The 16,079-nt window shown below is 74.8% G+C and carries 14 protein-coding genes; 11 read left to right on the top strand and 3 right to left on the bottom strand.

Annotation, left to right across the window (positions count from 1 at the left end; all coding sequences use genetic code 11):
* The 7 genes from AB0O82_RS37665 to AB0O82_RS37635 form a co-directional block, all read left to right on the top strand.
* Positions 1-226: hypothetical protein (locus AB0O82_RS37665; protein WP_363589407.1), on the top strand; the 226-nt coding region annotated here is incomplete at its 5' end.
* A 75-nt stretch (positions 227-301) separates the two neighbouring features.
* Entirely contained in the window at positions 302-1,081 is a 780-nt protein-coding gene (locus AB0O82_RS37660; protein WP_363589405.1) for a hypothetical protein, read from the top strand.
* Position 1,082: 1 nt separating this feature from the next.
* Positions 1,083-2,918: an asparagine synthase (glutamine-hydrolyzing) gene (gene asnB, locus AB0O82_RS37655; protein ID WP_363589403.1), complete on the top strand. Its 1,836-nt coding sequence runs from the start codon at positions 1,083-1,085 to the stop codon at positions 2,916-2,918.
* The gene (locus AB0O82_RS37650) at positions 2,915-3,445 is read left to right on the top strand and encodes a flavin reductase family protein (RefSeq protein WP_079135392.1); all 531 of its coding nucleotides are present in this window, start codon (positions 2,915-2,917) and stop codon (positions 3,443-3,445) included. The genes asnB and AB0O82_RS37650 overlap by 4 nt, the downstream gene beginning before the upstream one ends.
* A 27-nt stretch (positions 3,446-3,472) precedes the next feature.
* Positions 3,473-5,047 (top strand): 4-hydroxyphenylacetate 3-hydroxylase N-terminal domain-containing protein, encoded by a 1,575-nt coding sequence (locus tag AB0O82_RS37645; RefSeq protein WP_363589401.1) that lies wholly within the window; start codon positions 3,473-3,475, stop codon positions 5,045-5,047.
* Positions 5,044-5,886, top strand: coding sequence for a class I SAM-dependent methyltransferase (locus AB0O82_RS37640; protein WP_363589399.1), 843 nt, complete (start codon positions 5,044-5,046; stop codon positions 5,884-5,886). Before AB0O82_RS37645 ends, AB0O82_RS37640 begins: the two co-directional genes overlap by 4 nt.
* Positions 5,887-5,999: 113 nt before the next feature.
* Entirely contained in the window at positions 6,000-6,878 is an 879-nt protein-coding gene (locus AB0O82_RS37635) for a helix-turn-helix domain-containing protein (RefSeq protein ID WP_244293271.1), read from the top strand.
* A gap of 49 nt (positions 6,879-6,927) precedes the next feature.
* Here AB0O82_RS37635 and AB0O82_RS37630 read toward each other — a convergent pair whose 3' ends face one another.
* A complete protein-coding gene (locus AB0O82_RS37630; RefSeq protein WP_363589397.1) occupies positions 6,928-8,181 on the bottom strand; it encodes an MFS transporter in 1,254 nt (417 codons plus the stop codon).
* Positions 8,182-8,533: 352 nt separating this feature from the next.
* Here AB0O82_RS37630 and AB0O82_RS37625 point away from each other — a divergent pair, with 352 nt between their 5' ends.
* Both AB0O82_RS37625 and AB0O82_RS37620 read left to right on the top strand, forming a co-directional pair.
* Entirely contained in the window at positions 8,534-9,745 is a 1,212-nt protein-coding gene (locus AB0O82_RS37625) for an FAD-dependent monooxygenase (RefSeq protein ID WP_363589395.1), read from the top strand.
* Positions 9,746-9,871: 126 nt separating this feature from the next.
* Entirely contained in the window at positions 9,872-10,750 is an 879-nt protein-coding gene (locus tag AB0O82_RS37620) for an alpha/beta hydrolase (protein WP_363589393.1), read from the top strand.
* 135 nt (positions 10,751-10,885) lie between these two features.
* On the opposite strand, the gene AB0O82_RS37615 is transcribed toward AB0O82_RS37620, so the two are convergent.
* A complete protein-coding gene (locus tag AB0O82_RS37615) occupies positions 10,886-12,337 on the bottom strand; it encodes an FAD-dependent monooxygenase (protein WP_363589391.1) in 1,452 nt (483 codons plus the stop codon).
* Between the two features lie 70 nt (positions 12,338-12,407).
* Here AB0O82_RS37615 and AB0O82_RS37610 point away from each other — a divergent pair, with 70 nt between their 5' ends.
* A complete protein-coding gene (locus tag AB0O82_RS37610; RefSeq protein ID WP_363589389.1) occupies positions 12,408-13,061 on the top strand; it encodes a TetR/AcrR family transcriptional regulator C-terminal domain-containing protein in 654 nt (217 codons plus the stop codon).
* Positions 13,062-13,118: 57 nt separating this feature from the next.
* Here the strand turns inward: AB0O82_RS37610 and AB0O82_RS37605 are convergent, their stop codons facing one another.
* The gene (locus AB0O82_RS37605; RefSeq protein ID WP_363589387.1) at positions 13,119-15,206 is read right to left on the bottom strand and encodes a BTAD domain-containing putative transcriptional regulator; all 2,088 of its coding nucleotides are present in this window, start codon (positions 15,204-15,206) and stop codon (positions 13,119-13,121) included.
* Between the two features lie 178 nt (positions 15,207-15,384).
* Between AB0O82_RS37605 and AB0O82_RS37600 the strand changes: the two genes are divergently transcribed.
* On the top strand, positions 15,385-15,927 hold the full coding sequence (locus AB0O82_RS37600; RefSeq protein WP_363589385.1) for a hypothetical protein: 543 nt from the start codon (positions 15,385-15,387) through the stop codon (positions 15,925-15,927).
* Positions 15,928-16,079 lie beyond the last annotated feature (152 nt).

Raw genomic sequence — 16,079 nt, 5'->3', positions numbered from 1 at the left:
CCGGGAGCTCGACGAACGGGCCAACCGGCTGGCCCGGCTGCTGATCGCGGCCGGCGCCGGGCCCGAGCGGTTCGTCGCGCTCGCGCTGCCCCGCAGCACGCGGGGCCCGCCCTCCGTCGTGTTCCGGCCGCCTCCCGCAGGTGACCTTCGGAGCATGCGCGAGGCGACGATCGGCGCCCTGAGCGGCGCCGTTCGGGGCTACCGGGGCGCCTGGGCGGCTCCGTAGCGTGGCGGGAAACGACCACCACACGAGACGGTCCGAAGGATCGTCCAGCCGAAGGGAGATGGCCCGATGGGGGGTGTGTCCGACAGGACCGGGGGCCCGACCGGTTCCGCCGGTGCGGCGGGTGCCGACGCCGGCCCGCGCACGGCGGTGCTGGCCGCCGCGAGTCACCGGAGCCCCGGCGCGGAGCAGCCGAGGTCCCCGTACCGCGCGATGTCGGACGCCGAGCGGTCCGCGCTCTGGCGCCAGCGGCTGCACGAGGCCGAGGCGGGCCTGACGCGGTACCTGGTGTCGCGTGGGAACGGGCTGCACCTGACCGACTGGTTCGTGCTGCAGTCCGAGCTCTTCGCCGACCTCCCCGCGCCGGACGCCCCGGCCCCGGAGTGGCAGCGGGTGTTCTTCCGCGACCAGGCGCTGATGGAACGTTTCCTCGTGCGCCGCTACGGCGAGGAGGGGCTGGGGGACTGGGCCCGGTCCAATGCCGAGGTGCACCGCGAGGTCGAACCCGACCACGGCCGGGGCGCCGCCGACCCGATCCACCGGATCGCCCGGCAGGCCGAACTGTACGGCTCGGAGTACGAGTTCGACGACGAGGAGCCGCCCGGCGCCGAGCACGCGGCGCTCACCATCACGCACTGCGCGATCTGGGACTACCGCGAGAAGGCCCGCCGCTCGGGCGTCCAGCTGACCCTCGCCTCGCCCTGCACCTACTGCACCGAGGCGCTGTCCGCCAACATCCGCGCCAAGGGCTACCGGCCCGCGCACCGCCTGACCAACGGCCCGACCGGCCACGGCTGCCGCTGGGAGTCGAGCGCCGCGGCCGGGCCCGCCGCCAACGACGAACCGGGGGAGTCCTGAGATGTGCGGTGTCACCGGCTGGATCGACTGGGACACCGACCTGCGCCACCAGGCGCGGACGGTCCGGGAGATGACCGCCACCCTGGCCTGCCGCGGCCCGGACGCGGACGGCGTCTGGCTCTCCCGGCACGCCGCGTTCGGCCACCGCCGGCTGTCCGTGATCGACCTGGACGGCGGGGTCCAGCCGCTCGCCGACCGCCCGGGGCCCGACGCCGGCGCCGTGCTCTGCTACAACGGGGAGCTCTACAACCACCGCGAGCTGCGCGCGCAACTGGAGGCCTTCGGGCACGTCTTCCGGACCCGCTCGGACACCGAGGTGGTCCTGCGGGCCCACCTCCAGTGGGGCAAGGACGCGCCGACCAGGTTCAACGGCATCTTCGCCTACGCCCTGTGGGACGCCGCGCGCGAGGAACTGCTGCTGGTCCGCGACCACCTCGGCATCAAGCCGCTGTACTGGCACGCCCACGCCACCGGGGTGCTGTTCGGCTCCGAGCCCAAGGCGGTGCTCGCGAACCCGCTGTTCCGCGCCGAACTGGACGCCGAGGGCATCGCCGAGCTGTTCGCGCTGCCCGCCGCGCCGAGCGCCGGCCACGGGCTGTTCCGCGGGCTGCACGAAGTCCGGCCCGGCCACCTGGTGGTCGTCGGCCGCGGCGCCACCCGCGAACTCCGCTACTGGCGGCTGGAGTCGGCCGAGCACCGGGACGACGCCGCGACCACCCGCGGCACCGTCCGGGACCTGCTCGCCGACGCCGTCGAACGGCAGCTGATCAGCGACGTGCCGCTGTGCACCCTGCTCTCCGGCGGCGTCGACTCCAGCGCCGTCACCGCGCTGGCCGCGGCCGCCCGCGAGCGGGCCGGCCACGGGAAGATCGCCAGCTTCTCGGTGGACTTCCCCGGCAGCACCGACCGCACCCCGGACGCCTGGCGGACCACCCTCGACGCCCCGTACGTGCAGGCCGCCGCCGAGCACATCGGCACCCTGCACACCACCGTCCTGGTGCCCGACGACGACCTGCTGGACGCCCGCGACGCCGTCCTGCGCGCCCGGGACCGGCCCGGCTGGGGCGAGATGGACGCCTCGCTGCACCTGCTCTTCCGCGAGGTGCGGCGGCGCTCCACGGTCGCGCTCTCCGGCGAGGCCGCGGACGAGATCTTCGGCGGCTACCCGTACTTCCACGACGCGCAGGCCGTCGCCGCGCCCACCTTCCCGTGGCTGCACGGCAAGGCCACGCCGGCGGACCTGCTGCGCCCGGACGTCCGGGCCGAGGTGCGACCCGAGGAGTACACCGCCGCCGCCTACCACCGCTCGCTCGGCGAGGTGTCGCGCCTGCCCGGCGAGTCGGCCGCCGACGCGCGGATCCGCGAGGTCTTCCACCTCGCGCTCACCCGCTGGCTCCCCCCGCTGCTGGACCGGGTGGACCGGGTGTCGATGTCGGTCGGCCTGGAGGTGCGGGTGCCGTTCTGCGACCACCGCCTGGTGGAGTACCTCTGGAACGTCCCGTGGGCGCTCAAGGCGCCGGACGGGCGGGCCAAGGGCCTGTTCCGCGACGCCGTCCGGGACCTCCTCCCGCCGCAGGTCACCGACCGGCCCAAGAGCGGCTACCCGTCCACCCCGGCCGTCCACTACACCGAGGTGCTCACCGCCCGGGCGCACGAGCTGCTGGCCGACCCGAACGCGCCGGTCTTCGAGCTGGTGGACCGCGAGCCGGTCCGCCGGCTGCTCGCCGAGGGCCGCCCGCTGCCCAGCCCGCGCACCGCGCCGAACCCGGTCGGCGGCCTCGACCACCTGGTCCAGGTCGACGAGTGGCTGCGCGCCTACCGGGTGGGGCTGCGATGAGCGGCCCCGCGGCGGCCGTGACCACGGCGAAGGCCACCGAGGAGGCCTTCCGGGCCGCCTCCCGCGGCTGGACCACCGGGGTCGCGGTGGTCACCACCCGCGCGGACGAGGAGGTCTTCGCCAAGACGGTCTCCTCCTTCAGCACCCTCTCCCTCGACCCGCTGCTGGTCACCGTCGCGGTCAGCCGCCACAGCCCGCTCGTGGCCGCGGCCCGCGCCGCCGGACGGTTCGGCCTCTCGGTCCTGACGGACGGCCAGTCGGCGGTGGCCCGGCGCTTCGCCACACCCGGGGCCGGGCGCGCGCTCGGCGGCTTCACCGCGGTGCCGATGCGGACGGCGGTCACCGGTGCCCCGCTCGTCGACGACGCCCTGGCCTGGTTCGACTGCCGGTTGCACGGCACCCTGCCCGGCGGCGACCACACCATCCTGGTCGGCCGGGTCGCCGCCGCGGACCGCGGCGACGGCGACCCGCTGCTCTACCACGACGGCCGGTACCGCGTGATCGACCCGAAACCCTTGAACCCTTGAACCCTTGACATCAAACGGAGTTGGCGCATGACACTGCTGGGCACCATCACCGGTCGCGGCGCACCCGCCACCGCCCGCGGCCTGCTGACCGGCGACCGGTACCGGGCCGAACTGGACGACGGCCGCGAGCTCTACCTCGACGGCAAGCGCATCGCGAACCCCGCCGAGCACCCCGCGTTCCGCCCGGCCGTGGACGAACTGGCCCGCCTGATCGACCTCCAGCACGACCCGGCCCACCGCGACCTGCTCACCTGGGAGGACCCGGACAGCGGCCTGCGGCTCGCCCGCGCCTACCAGCCCCCGCGCACCCTGGAGGACCTGCGGCTCCAGCGCCGCAGCGCCGAGCTGTGGCACGCCGAGGCACTGGGGCAGCAGGGCCGCTCACCCGCCTTCATGGCCTCGATCGCCGTCGGCGTCTACGACTTCCGGCACCAGCTGGCCGGGGCCGACCCGCGCTTCGGCGCCAACGCCGAGGCGTGGTACCGGCACTGTGCGAGCAACGACCTGGTCCTCTCGCACGCCCTCGGCGACCCGCAGATCGACCGCTCCGCCAACCCGCTCGACGACCCGGACCTCGCCCTGCGCGTCGTGGAGGAGAACGACCGGGGCATCGTGGTGCGCGGCGCCAAGCAGCTCACCACGCTCGCCCCGATCGCCCACGAGGTGCTGGTCTACCTCTCGGCGTCGTTCACCGAGGGCCGCGGCGAGCAGTTCGTGACCTGGTTCGCCCTGCCGCTCAACACCCCCGGCCTGATCACCCTCGCCCGCGAACCGCTCGGCAGCGCCTCTTGGGGGCACGCCCACCCGCTCGGCGCGCGGTTCGACGAGCAGGACGCGATGCTCTTCTTCGACGACGTCCTGGTGCCCTGGGACCGCGTCTTCCTGCTGCGCGACGCGAACCTGGCGCGCACCGGCCTCGGCCGGATCAACGCCTGGAGCGCCTACGTCGGCCACATCCGCTACCGCGAGCGGCTGCGGACCCTGCTGGCCAGTGCCACCCTGGTCGCCGAGTCGATCGGCGTGGACGGCTTCCGCAACATCCAGGAGGACCTGGGCCGCCTCGCCGGGTACGCCGAACTGACCGAGTACTTCCTCGACGCCGCCGAGGCGCGCGGCGGCCTCACCGACGGCGGCCTGTTCGCCCCCGGCGACACGGCGGCCTCCCGGGTCTGGTCGGCCGAGGTGGCCGGCAGCGCGGTCGAGATCGTCCGCAGGATCGGCGCCTCCGGGCTGCTCATCCAGCCCACCGCCGGGGACCTCGCCAACCCCCGGCTGCGCCCGCACCTGGACCGCTACATGCGCGGCCGGGACATCGACGCCGAACGCAAGGCCCGGCTCTTCCGGATCGCCTGGGAGCTGACCGGCGACGGCTTCGGCCAGCGCCAGGACCTCTACGAGTACGTGCACCGGGGCGACCTGGCCCGCAACCGGATCAACCTCTTCAAGCGCTACGACCAGAGCGCCGCCCGCGAACGGCTGCTGCACCTGGTCGACCAGGGCGTCGCGGAGCAGCCCGCCGCCGCACAGCCGTCCGCCGCACAGCCGCCGACCGAGCAGCCGTCCACCGAACAGCCGTCCACCGTGGAGGAGAACCAGCCGTGAGCACGTCCGCCGTCGAGATCCAGGCCCGTACCCTCGCGGGGTACGCCGACGCCAGCCGGCTGCGCCAGGTCCAGGACCGGGACTGGGTGCTCGACCAGGTCACCGGAGCCCCCGAGTCCCTGATCGACCTCGGCAGCGGGATCGGCCAGCTGCTCCAGGAAGCCCTGGAGCGCTTCCCCTCCCTGCGGCGCGCCGTCGGCCTGGAACGCTCCGAGCACCGCATCGCCGAGGCCGCCGCCCGGCTCCAGCCCTACGGCGAGCGGGTCGCCCTGCACCGGGCCGACCTCACCGTGCCCGAGCCGCTGCCGTTCCGGGCCGACGTGATCACCCAGACCTCGGTGCTGCACTGGCTGTACCCGGACGAGGAACGGATCTTCGCCTGGGCCGCCGCCCACCTCGCCCCCGGCGGTCGCTTCCTGCTCACCACCTACCACCCGGCCCGGGACGAGCGCGGCCTCGGCGGTGAGGACGAGCTGGTCCGCGAGGCCCTGGTTGCCCTCGGCACCCCGTACGACGAGGTGCCCGGCGTCCTGGAGCGCGCCGGGGTGCTGCCGATCGCGACCCGGACCAGGACCGTCGACGAGCTCGCGGCGGTGGTGGGCCCGCACCTCGCGGTGGCCGGCCACCTGGAGCGCGACGCCGTGGTCACCGTCGACGGCGCCGCCCAGTACGAGCACTTCCACGCCGCCACCTTCGGCGACTACTACAGCCGTGCGGTGCCGGCGCAGCAGCGGCCCGCCTTCTTCCGCGCGGTCGGCGAGAGCGCCTGGCGTCGGCAGCAGGAGCGCGGCCACGTCAGCCACATGCCCGTCCGGCTGTGGCAGCTGACGTCTCGTTAACAACATGTGTAGCCCGCCGCTCACCCCTGGGGTGGGCGGCGGGCTGCGTCTACGCTGGTGGCAGCCCACACCCCCCGCATTCGACGGCACCGACCAGGGCCGAGGAGCCAACCGTGTCAACTCCCCCCGCAGGCAGGGAACTCGGCGCCTTCCTGCGCGCCCATCGTGAGCTCCTCAAGCCCTCCGACGTCGGCCTCACCGCCACCACCCGGCGCCGCACCCCCGGTCTGCGCCGCGAGGAGGTCGCCTCCCTCTCCGGCGTCGGCCTGGCCTGGTACACCTGGGTCGAGCAGGGGCGGGTCACCGCCTCCCGGCAGGTGCTGGAGGCGATCGCCCGGGTGCTGCGGCTGGACGCGGCCGGGCTGCGGCACGCCATGCGCCTGGCCGGCTACCACGAGCCGACGGCGGCCGCCGCCTCGGAGGACGGCGCCGACCGGCTCGCCGAGGCCATCCGGCCGGTCCTGGACTCCTGGCCCACCAGCCCGGCCGTCCTGCTCGACCGGCACTTCGACCTGCTCGGCTGGAACGCAGCCTGGGTCGCGCTCTGGGGCTCGCCCGAGTTCGTCCCCGCGGACCGGCGCAACCTGATGTGGGTGATGGCCGCCGACCACCGGGTGCGGGCCGTGTTCCGCGACTGGGAGCCGCTCGCGATGAACGTCTTCCAGCAGTTCCGGGCGCAGGCCGGTCCCGCCCTGGCCGACCCCCGCACCGGCGAGGTCTACCGGCACCTGGACGAGGACGCGCCCGAGTTCCGGCACTGGTGGGGCTGCCACTCGGTGGCGGAGCTGACCGTCCGCACCGTCACCGTCGAGCCGGCCGGGCTCGGCCCGGTCCGGCTGACGCTGTCGTCCTTCCACCCGGTGGACGACCCGACCGCGACGGTGCTGCTGTTCACCCCGCACGGCGCCGCCGACCGGGCGCGGATGACCGAACTGGTCGATCATCCGTTGCGCGCGGTCGGCGGCGTGGAGGGGGAGCGCCGGGTCGGCTGAGCCGCCGGTCGCCGGTCCCCCGGGGCGGCCCGGCCGTTCCGGCGGGGCCTCAGGTGCCCGATGCGGTGGACCGGCGCAGGCCGAGGCTGACCGCCAGCGCGCCCAGGGCGGCCACCAGCGCGAGCCCGGTGCCGATCAGCAGGGTGCCGTCCGCGACGTTGCCGAACGTGCCGATCGCCCAGGCGCCGAGGCCGGTGCCCGCGTACATGGTCGAGGTCAGCCACGCGCTGGAGGTCGCCCGCAGCTCCGGGGCGATGGTGCCGGCCAGCGTCTGCTGGTCCGTCACGAAGCCTCCGGAGGCCAGGAACCACACCACCACGCCGGCCAGGGCGAGGACCAGGCCGGGCCCCTTGGCCGCCAGCGCGACGCCCGCCGCCAGCAGCACGCCCCACAGCGGCAGCAGCGGCAGGTCGGAGCGCCCGGCGGTCCTGGCCCGGTCCCCGAGCCGGCCGCCCAGCAGCGAGCCGACCAGGCTGCCCGCACCGACCAGCACGCCCACCAGGCCCAGGGCCTGCACCGACAGGTCGAAGCGCTGCACCAGCACCGCGCCGAGGAAGGTGTAGGCGCCCAGGTTGGCCGTGTTGAACACCGTGTTGACCAGCAGGGCGCGGCGCAGCGTCGGGTCGGCCCAGCCCGCCAGGATCGCCCGGACCGCCCCCACCTGTGGCGCGGCCGCCTGCGCCGAACGACGCTGGACCTGGCTCAGCAGCAGCGGCACGGCCGCCGCGGTGCCGATGGTCAGCGCCCAGAACGCCGACCGCCAGCCGGCCAGCCCGGCGAGGAAGCCGCCGAGCGGCACGCCGATCACCTGGCCGCAGGAGAACAGCGCCATGCCCAGGCCGAGGGCCCGGCCGCGCACCGCCTCCGGCGCGGTCTCGGCGATGTGCGCCCAGATCGCCGGCCCGGCCGCCGCCGCCGCCAGCCCGGCCACCGCGCGGGAGACGACCAGCAGCGTCAGCCCGGTGGAGAGGGCGGCCGCCGCGTTGGACACGACGAACAGCACGGTGCCCGCCACCAGGGTGCGGCGGCGGCCGAACCGGTCGCTCAGCAGCCCGAGGAAGGGCGCCGCGACGGCGTACACCAGCACGTAGGCGGTGACGCTGGAGGCGGCGGCCGCCTCGGTGGTGTGCACCGAGTCCGCGATGGTCGGCAGCAGCGGCGACACCAGGAAGGTCTCCGTGCCGAACAGGAACAGCAGGAGGAACACTCCCGCGTAGCGCCACCGTTCGAAGGCCTGGGCCGGCGCCAGGGGCGGGACGTCCTCGGCCTGTTCGGGTCGGGGCGGGTCGGAGATGCTGCTCACAGCGATCACCACCTTGTCGTGCGAGGGAGCGGCCGGGCCTTCGGACGGCAGGCGCGAGCGGCCGCGACGGGAGGGCAGGAGTCCGATGCGGCCATCCTGCGGACGGCCCTCGCGGCCAGCCAGACAGGCGGTCATCCTGTGACCCCAGGTCACAGGCTGCCGCCCTGGCCCGGCCGGTGACGCGGTCGGTGACGCGGCCTGTCGGTGGCCTGTCGGTGGCCTGTCGGTGGCCTGTCGGCGGTCCGGCGGTCGCTCGTCGGTCGTGTCAGCGTCCTGTGAGCGACCTGTCGGCCGCCGTGGCGAGACTGGCGGCACGACATCGACTCACGGGAGGTCCACTATGTCGAGCACCATGTCGAACAGCACCCGACCGCACCACTCGCGCACGACCTCGGTCCTGATCTCCGGGGCGGGGATCGCCGGCACCGCCCTCGCCTACTGGCTGGAGCGCTACGGCTTCCACGTCACGGTCGTCGAGCGCGCCCCGGAACTCCGGGGCGGCGGACAGGCGGTGGACGTGCGGGGCAACGCGCTGGAGATCATCGAGCGGATGGGCCTCCTGGAGGAGGTCCGGGCCCGCAGGACCGGACTGCGCGGCATGTCCCTGGTCGACGCGGACGGCCGCGAGCTCAAGCGCACCACCGAGTGGACGGCCACCGGGGGCGCCGTGGACGGCCCGGACGTGGAGATCCTGCGCGACGAACTGGCCGCCCTGCTGGCGGGGGCGGCCCGGCCCGGCGTCCGGTACCGGTTCGGCGAGTCGATCGACACCCTCGTGCAGCACGAGGAGGGCGTCCAGGTCCGCTTCACCAGCGGCGACGAGCAGTCCTTCGACCTCGTCGTGGGCGCCGACGGCCTGCACTCGAACACCCGCCGCCTGGTCTTCGGCCCCGAGGCCGACTACCTGCACCCGACCAGCATCTACATCGCCGGCTGGAGCGCCCCCAACCACCTCGGCCTCGACCACTGGGAGGTCATCCACCAGCCCAACGGCCAGGCCGCCTGGGGCTGCATGGCGATGACCGTCCGGGACAACAGCGAGCTGCGCGTCTTCGCCGTCTTCACGTCCGACGAGCCGGTCGGGGACCTGCTGCCGCGCGACCTCGCGGAGCAGCGGCGGCTGGTGGCCGAGCGCTGCGCCGGGATGCGCTGGGAGGTGCCGCAGTTCCTCAAGTCCCTGGGGGAGGGGGACGCCTTCCACTACGACGTGGTCGCGCAGATCCGGATGGACCGCTGGTCGCAGGGCCGGGTCGCCCTGCTCGGCGACGCCGGGTACTGCTGCTCCCCGGCCACCGGCCAGGGCACCAGCGTGGCCCTGACCGCCGCCTATGTGCTGGCCGGGGAACTGCACGCGGCCGACGGCGACCACGAGGCCGCCTACCAGGCCTACGAGCAGCGGCTGCGCGGCCATGTGGCGGCCAATCAGGCCATCCTCGACCACACCAAGGGCCGGTTCGAGACCACGGAGGTCGACTCCGAGGGGGTCGAGGGCTTCGACCGGCCCGGCCCCGAGCTGGGCGAGGCCTTCCGCGCGGCCACGGTCTTCGACCTGGCCGAGTACTGACCGACCCCGCCGCCCCCGCCGACCCCGCCGCCCCGCAGGTCGGCCACGGGTGGTCGCGATCACCAGGCAAGTGAGGTTAGGCTAACCAAACTTGATGGACGGTCGAGGGTGAGGGCGGTGCCGGGGATGCACAGTCAGGGTGAGCCGGGGCGGGCGCGGACACGGGACGGCCGGGAGCTGTTCTACATGCGGCGGCCGGGGCCCGGCGGCGAGGGCATGCCGACGGTCGTGCTGGAGGGCGGGCTCGCCTCCAGCCGCTCGTACTGGGCGCCGGTGCAGCTCAGGCTGGACGGGGTCGCGGCGACGGTGGCGTACGACCGCAGCGGGCTCGGCCGCAGCGCGCCGGATCCGGCGCCGCGCCCGCTGCGCCGCCTCGCCGAGGACCTCGACGACCTGCTCGACCACCTCGGCGGCCTCGGCCACGGGCCGTTCGTCCTGGTCGGGCACAGCTGGGGCGGGCCGATCGTCCGGATCGCCGCCGCGGCCCGCCCCGAGCGGATCGCGGGCCTGGTGCTGGCCGACCCGACGGACGAGTCCTGCGACCTGGTGTTCGCGCCCTCGGTGCGCCGCCAGGAGCGGATCGGGCAGGCGGTCAGCATGCTGCTGGCCCGCACCGGCCTGCTGGCCCGGGCCTTCCGCCCGATGCTCGACGCCCTGCCGGCGGACGCCGCGGCCGAGATGCGCGAGGAGGGCTTCACCGTCTCCACCATCCGCACGAGGGGCGCCGAACTCGCCTCCGTCGTCGCGGACTTGACCGCCCTGAAGGAGAACCCGCCGGCCCTCGGCGGCATCCCGCTCACGGTGGTCTCGGCCGTGCGGACCTCCACCGGCATGGGCCCGAAGGTCCGGGAAGCCGTGAACGCCTCCCATGCTTACCGCGTCGGTCGGGCCGAGGTCGGCCGCCACGTGCTGGCGGCCGACGCCGACCACCTGGTGCCGACCAGCGACCCCGACGCCCTGGCGCGGGAGATCCGCCGGATCGTCGAAGGTATCTCAGCTGTCTAGGACTTGATGGCTCGTCAGTTCTTGATGATCTCCAGGCTGGCGACAGTGCCCGGAACGCCGCCGGGGTAGGTGTTGCCGCCGAGGTAGAAGGTGTGGCCGTCCGAGCCCTGGCCGGGGCCCGGGCGGGCCGGGGCGTCAGCGGCGCAGGGCGCCGTACCGGGAGGCGTAGGTCGTCAGGCCGTCCGCCGTGGCCCCGGCCCAGCCCACGTATCCGTCGGGGCGGATGAGGAACACGCCGGTGCCGTAGGCCTCGTAGTCCGGGATGCGGACCACCGGGCAGGCGGTCTGCGGGAGCGGGGACTCGGTCCCGACCGCCAGCAGGGTCCAGTGCGGTCCGCGGAAGGCGTCGAAGAGCCGGACGCCACCCCGGCGCCCGTCCGGTGCGCGGTCCCCGGCCCGCAGGGCGCCCTCCGGCAGGGCTGGGCGGGTCTCCTCGGCCAGCGACGACTCCCGGTAGCCGAGGCCGAGTTGCTGGGTCGCCCGGCCCCGGCGGGCCTCGCCGTGGTGGACCCGGGTCGACAGGTCCAGCATCGCCGCCGCAGTGGGGCGGCGCTCCTCCTCGTAGGTGTCGAGCAGGGCGTCCGGGGCCGCGCCGCCGAGCACGGCGGCCAGCTTCCAGCCCAGGTTGTAGGCGTCCTGGACGCTGGTGTTGAGGCCCTGCCCGCCGGCGGGGGAGTGTACGTGCGCCGCGTCGCCCGCGAGGAACACCCGGCCCGCGCGGAAGCGGTCCGCCAGGGCCGCCCGCGGCCGGAACTCGGAGGCCCAGCGCACTCCGGTGACCTGTTCGGCGGTCAGGTGCGAGCGGGCGGCGACCACGTCGCGGATGCCGTCCAGGGACGCGTCGACGGTCGTGTCCTGCGGGTACTGCGCCACGAGCTGGAACTCGTCCGTGCCGGGCAGCGGGCACAGGGCCAGCAGGCCGCCGAGCGGTCCGCGCCCGGCGGCGCCGTCGCTGGGCGGGAAGACGTGCCAGTGGTCGCGGTCGAGGCCGGTGACCAGGACGTCCGCGACCAGCATCGGGTCCGGGTCGACGACCTGCCCGGTCATGCCGATGCCGAGCAGCCTGCGGACCGCCGACCGTCCGCCGTCGGCGGCGACCGCGTACCGCGCCCGGACCGGGGCGCCGGTGGCGAACTCGGCGGTGACGCCGTCCGCGTCCTGGGCCAGGCCCACCAGTTCGCGTCCGAAGGCGACCGAACCGCCGAGGGCGCGCAGCCGGTCGTGCAGCACCTGCTGGGTCCGCCACTGCGGCAGCATCAGCGTCTCGGTGTGGGGCTCGGCCTCGGAGGGCTCGGTCGGTTCGTACATGCGGCGTTCGTCCTGCGGCTCGCCGTCGCGCCAGAACAGGTTCGGCGGGTAGTGCCCGGAGGCGGCGCGGATGTCGGCCAGTACCCCGAGGTCGTCCAGGACCTCCAGGGTGCGGGGCTGGAGGCCCTTGCCGCGGGAGCCGGGGAAGAGCCCGCTCTCGCGTTCGACGAGCAGTGCGGTGATGCCGTGCCGGGCGAGGTCGACGGCGAGGGCGAGGCCGGTCGGTCCGGCTCCGACGATCAGGACGTCGGTGTGCGGGTCGGTGGCGCGGGTGGCCATGAGCATCTCCTTAACGTTGTTAAGTGGTCGCTGCTGGAAGACTGCACTTAACGTCGTTAAGCTGTCAACCGTGACGCCGCAGAGAACCCCGAAGCTCGACCGCCGGACGGTCGTCGACACCGCACTGACACTCCTGAACGAGGTGGGCCTGGACGGCCTCACCCTGCGCGCCATCGCCGCCGCGCTGGAGGTCAAGGCACCGGCGCTGTACTGGCACTTCAAGGACAAGCAGGCGCTGCTCGACGAGATGGCGACCGAGATGATGCGGCGCGCGGCCGCCGGTCCGTCCCGGATCCCCCCGGCGGCGGACTGGCGGGAGGCCTACCTGGCGACGATGCGGGGGCTGCGGGCCGAACTGCTCCGCTACCGCGACGGGGCCAGGGTCTACAGCGGAGCCCGGTTCACCGACACCTCGTACGCGGCGGGGCTCGAAGCCGGGCTGCTCCTGCTCGCGGGGGCGGGCTTCACCCCGCAGGCGGCGGCCCGCGCCTGGTACACGGCGTACAGCTACACGATCGGCTACGTCATCGAGGAGCAGGCCATGGGCCCCAACCCCTTCGACGGCGAGGAGGGCTACGACCTGGACGCCCGGGCCGAGCGGCTGGCCGCCCACCCGCTCGCCGCCGAAGCCGGCCGGGTGATGTTCCAGGGCTTCGACCAGGGCTTCGAGCAGGGCCTGGTGGCGGTCCTGGCCGGCGTCGAGGCGACGCTGCTCGTGCGGTAGCCGTACGGACCGCGGGGGTCGGCGGCCGGGCCCGGGATCAGGAGGCCGGGGCCGGGATCAGGGGGCGTCCGGCGCTTGCGCCGCGCAGGCGGCCAGGGCGGCCAGGCGGTCCACCTCGACCCATTCGTCGAGGTGGAGGCCGATCAGGTGGTGGCCCCGGCTCCACGGGTGGTCCGCGGCGGGAGGGGAGGGCGGCGGCGTGGGGGAGTCGGCGTGGTGGAGGTACCAGGAGCTGAGGCGTTCCAGGGCGGCGCGGCGCTCGGCGGTACCGGTCTCGGCGGTGCAGCGTTCGGCGGCGTAGAGGCGCAGGAGGTCGTTGAGCCGGTAGCGGTGGCGGTCCTCGTGGGTGAGCAGGTGGGCGGTGGCCAGGTGGTCGAGGACGGGCCGGACGGCGGCGGTGGGGGTGTCGGTCAGGGCGGCTGCCGCGCCGGAGCTGACGCCGACGGCCGGGGCCAGGGCGAGCAGCCGGAGCAGGGATCGGGCCTCGGCGGGGAGCGAGCGGTAGGAGAGGTCGAAGGCGGCGCGGACCGCCGAGGTGGCGTCACCGTCGATCTGTAGGGCGCTCAACCGGTGTTCCGCGTCGAGGAGTTCGGCGGCGTGGTCGGCGAGGCTGCGGCCCGGGAAGGCGGCGAGGCGGCTCGCGGTGATGGCCAGGGCGAGGGGCAGTCGGCCGCAGGCGGCGGTGAGTTCGGCCGCGGCGTGCGGCTCGGCGCGGGTGCGGTGCTCGCCGGCGATGCGGGCCAGGAGGCGGAGGGCCTGATGGGCGGGCAGGACATCGAGCACCAGGGGGCGGGCGCCGTTGCGGGCGGTCAGGCCGTCGAGTCGGGTGCGGCTGGTGACCACCGTGCGGCAGTCCGGGGCACCCGGCAGCAGCGGGCGGACCTGTTCGGCGTCGCGGGCGTTGTCGAGGACCACGAGCAGTCGGCGGTCGGCCAGCAGGGAGCGGTAGAGCGCGGCCGCCTCGTCCGGCGCTGCGGGGATCCGGTCGCCGGGCACGCCGAGGGCGCGCAGGAAGCGGGCGAGGACGGTGTGCGGGTCGAGGGGCGCGGCGACGGAGTAGCCGTGCAGGTCGGCGTAGAGCTGGCCGTCCGGGAACCGGTCCCGGGCGCGGTGGGCCCAGTCGACGGCCAGGGTGGTCTTGCCGACCCCGGCCGGGCCCGAGAGCGCGCACACGGGGACGGCTGCGCCGGTGGCACCGGTCGCGGGCGTCGTGAGCAGCGAGTCCAGGACGCGAAGCTCCGTGCCGCGTCCGACGAAGGTGGGAAGTGCGGGCGGGAGTTGGGCGGGCGGCGGCGCCTCCACCGGGGGTGCGGCCGCTGGGGGTGCCGCCATGGGGGGTGCGGCCACGGGGGGTGTGGCCACCGGGGCCGCTGCGGTCGGCGCCGCCTCGGGGCGGACCGGTTCGGTGGCCAGTAGTTCCAGGTGCAGCGCCCGCAGCTCCGGCCCGGGGTCGAGCCCGAGTTCGTCGGCCAGCCGCTCGGCGAACCGGCGGTAGGCGGTGAGCCCCTCGGGCGCGCGCCCGGAACCGTGCAGTGCGCGCATCAGCTGTCCGGTGAAGCGTTCCCGGAGCGGGTGGTCGACCACCAGCGCGGTCAGCTCGGGGACGGCCGCGCGGTGCCGGCCGAGGGCGAGCTCCAGATCGAGGCATTCCTCCCAGGCGGTCAGTCGCAGTTCGTCCAGCGCGACCGCGCCCGGGGCGTCCGCGTCCACGGCGAGTCCGTCCAGTGCGGGGCCGCGCCACAGGGCGAGCGCTTCGCGGAGCCCGTCGACCGCCGCCGGGGATCGTCCGGCGGCGGCCTCGCGGCGGGCGAGGGCGAGTCGGTCGGTGAAGGCGCGGGCGTCCAGGCGGTGGCCGGTGAGCGTGATGCGGTAGCCGCGGCCGTCGGTCAGCAGCACCGGCGGTGCGTCCGGGTCGGCTTCGGCGAAGCGGCGCCGCAACACCCCGGCGAGGTTGCGGACCTGGCGGGTGGCGGTGGCCGGTGGCCGCTCGTCCCAGACGGCGTCGACCAGACGGGCGACGGGAACGGAGATGTCCGCGTTGAGCAGCAGGGCGGCGAGCAGTCGCTCCTGCCGGGAGCCTTCGGAGGGGACGCGCCTCCCGTCGCCGGTCCACACCTCCAGCGAGCCGAGGATCCTGAACTCCAAGTGTCCCTCCCTGGGATCCGCGGGCCGGGCCGGACCGTCGCTGCGCGTGGATGGGCACGGGCGGTGATGGATCAATGACCAGATCATGCCAGTTGTGTGCGTCCGGTTGAGACCTTTGCTGTGCACCGGCCGAAACGAGCCGGTCGCCTGACGAGACGCCTCGAACCAGGAGCAGTTGATGAACCGTCTGAAGAAGGTCGTCGCCACCGCGACCGCCGTCGCCGCAGCCGCCCTGATCCCGCTGTCCGCGGCCCCGGCCGAGGCCGCCACCGGACCGGGCACCCACCTGGGGATGACCTGGTCCGTCGTCGCCTACGGCCCGGAGGGCACTGTCCAGGTCGGCGGCCCCGGGGGCAGCCCGAGCAACGCCTACAACGGCGACACCGCGCCGTCGGTCTCGCTGCCCGTGCTCTGCCTCAACGTCGACGGCAGCCCGGCCCCGTCCGGGATCAGCATCGGCTTCTACAACGGTTGGGCACAGGGCACCGTCGCCCTCAGCCAGCCGGTCAAGGGCGCCCGGCTCAACAGCCGGGCCGCGGCGGACAGCCTCTGCCAGGCCTCCTTCGGGGCCGGCTGGCGCGAGGCCGAGTTCCACGACGGCCACTTCGGGTCCGACCTGGCGCAGACCGGTGGCTGGACCTTCTGGGCCTACGGCAACATCCCCAACAACACGCGGTTCTGGACGGCCATCAACGACCAGGCGGCCAACCCCTGGAACTGACCGGCGCCTGGAACCTCCGGGACTGCCGGCAGAAGGGCGGCGGCCTGCACCACGTGGCAAACAATATGGTCGACGCAGGCCAGAGGGCTCGTAGCCTCTCGATGCGCCCGCATCCCGAAATATCGACTCCTGGCTGCAGGTGCGAGTCGGGT

The organism is Kitasatospora sp. NPDC088264 (genome assembly GCF_040685715.1).
Taxonomy (GTDB): Bacteria; Actinomycetota; Actinomycetes; order Streptomycetales; family Streptomycetaceae; genus Kitasatospora.
Note: the sequence above shows the minus strand (reverse complement) of the source record. Positions and strands in the feature narration are given on the sequence as shown.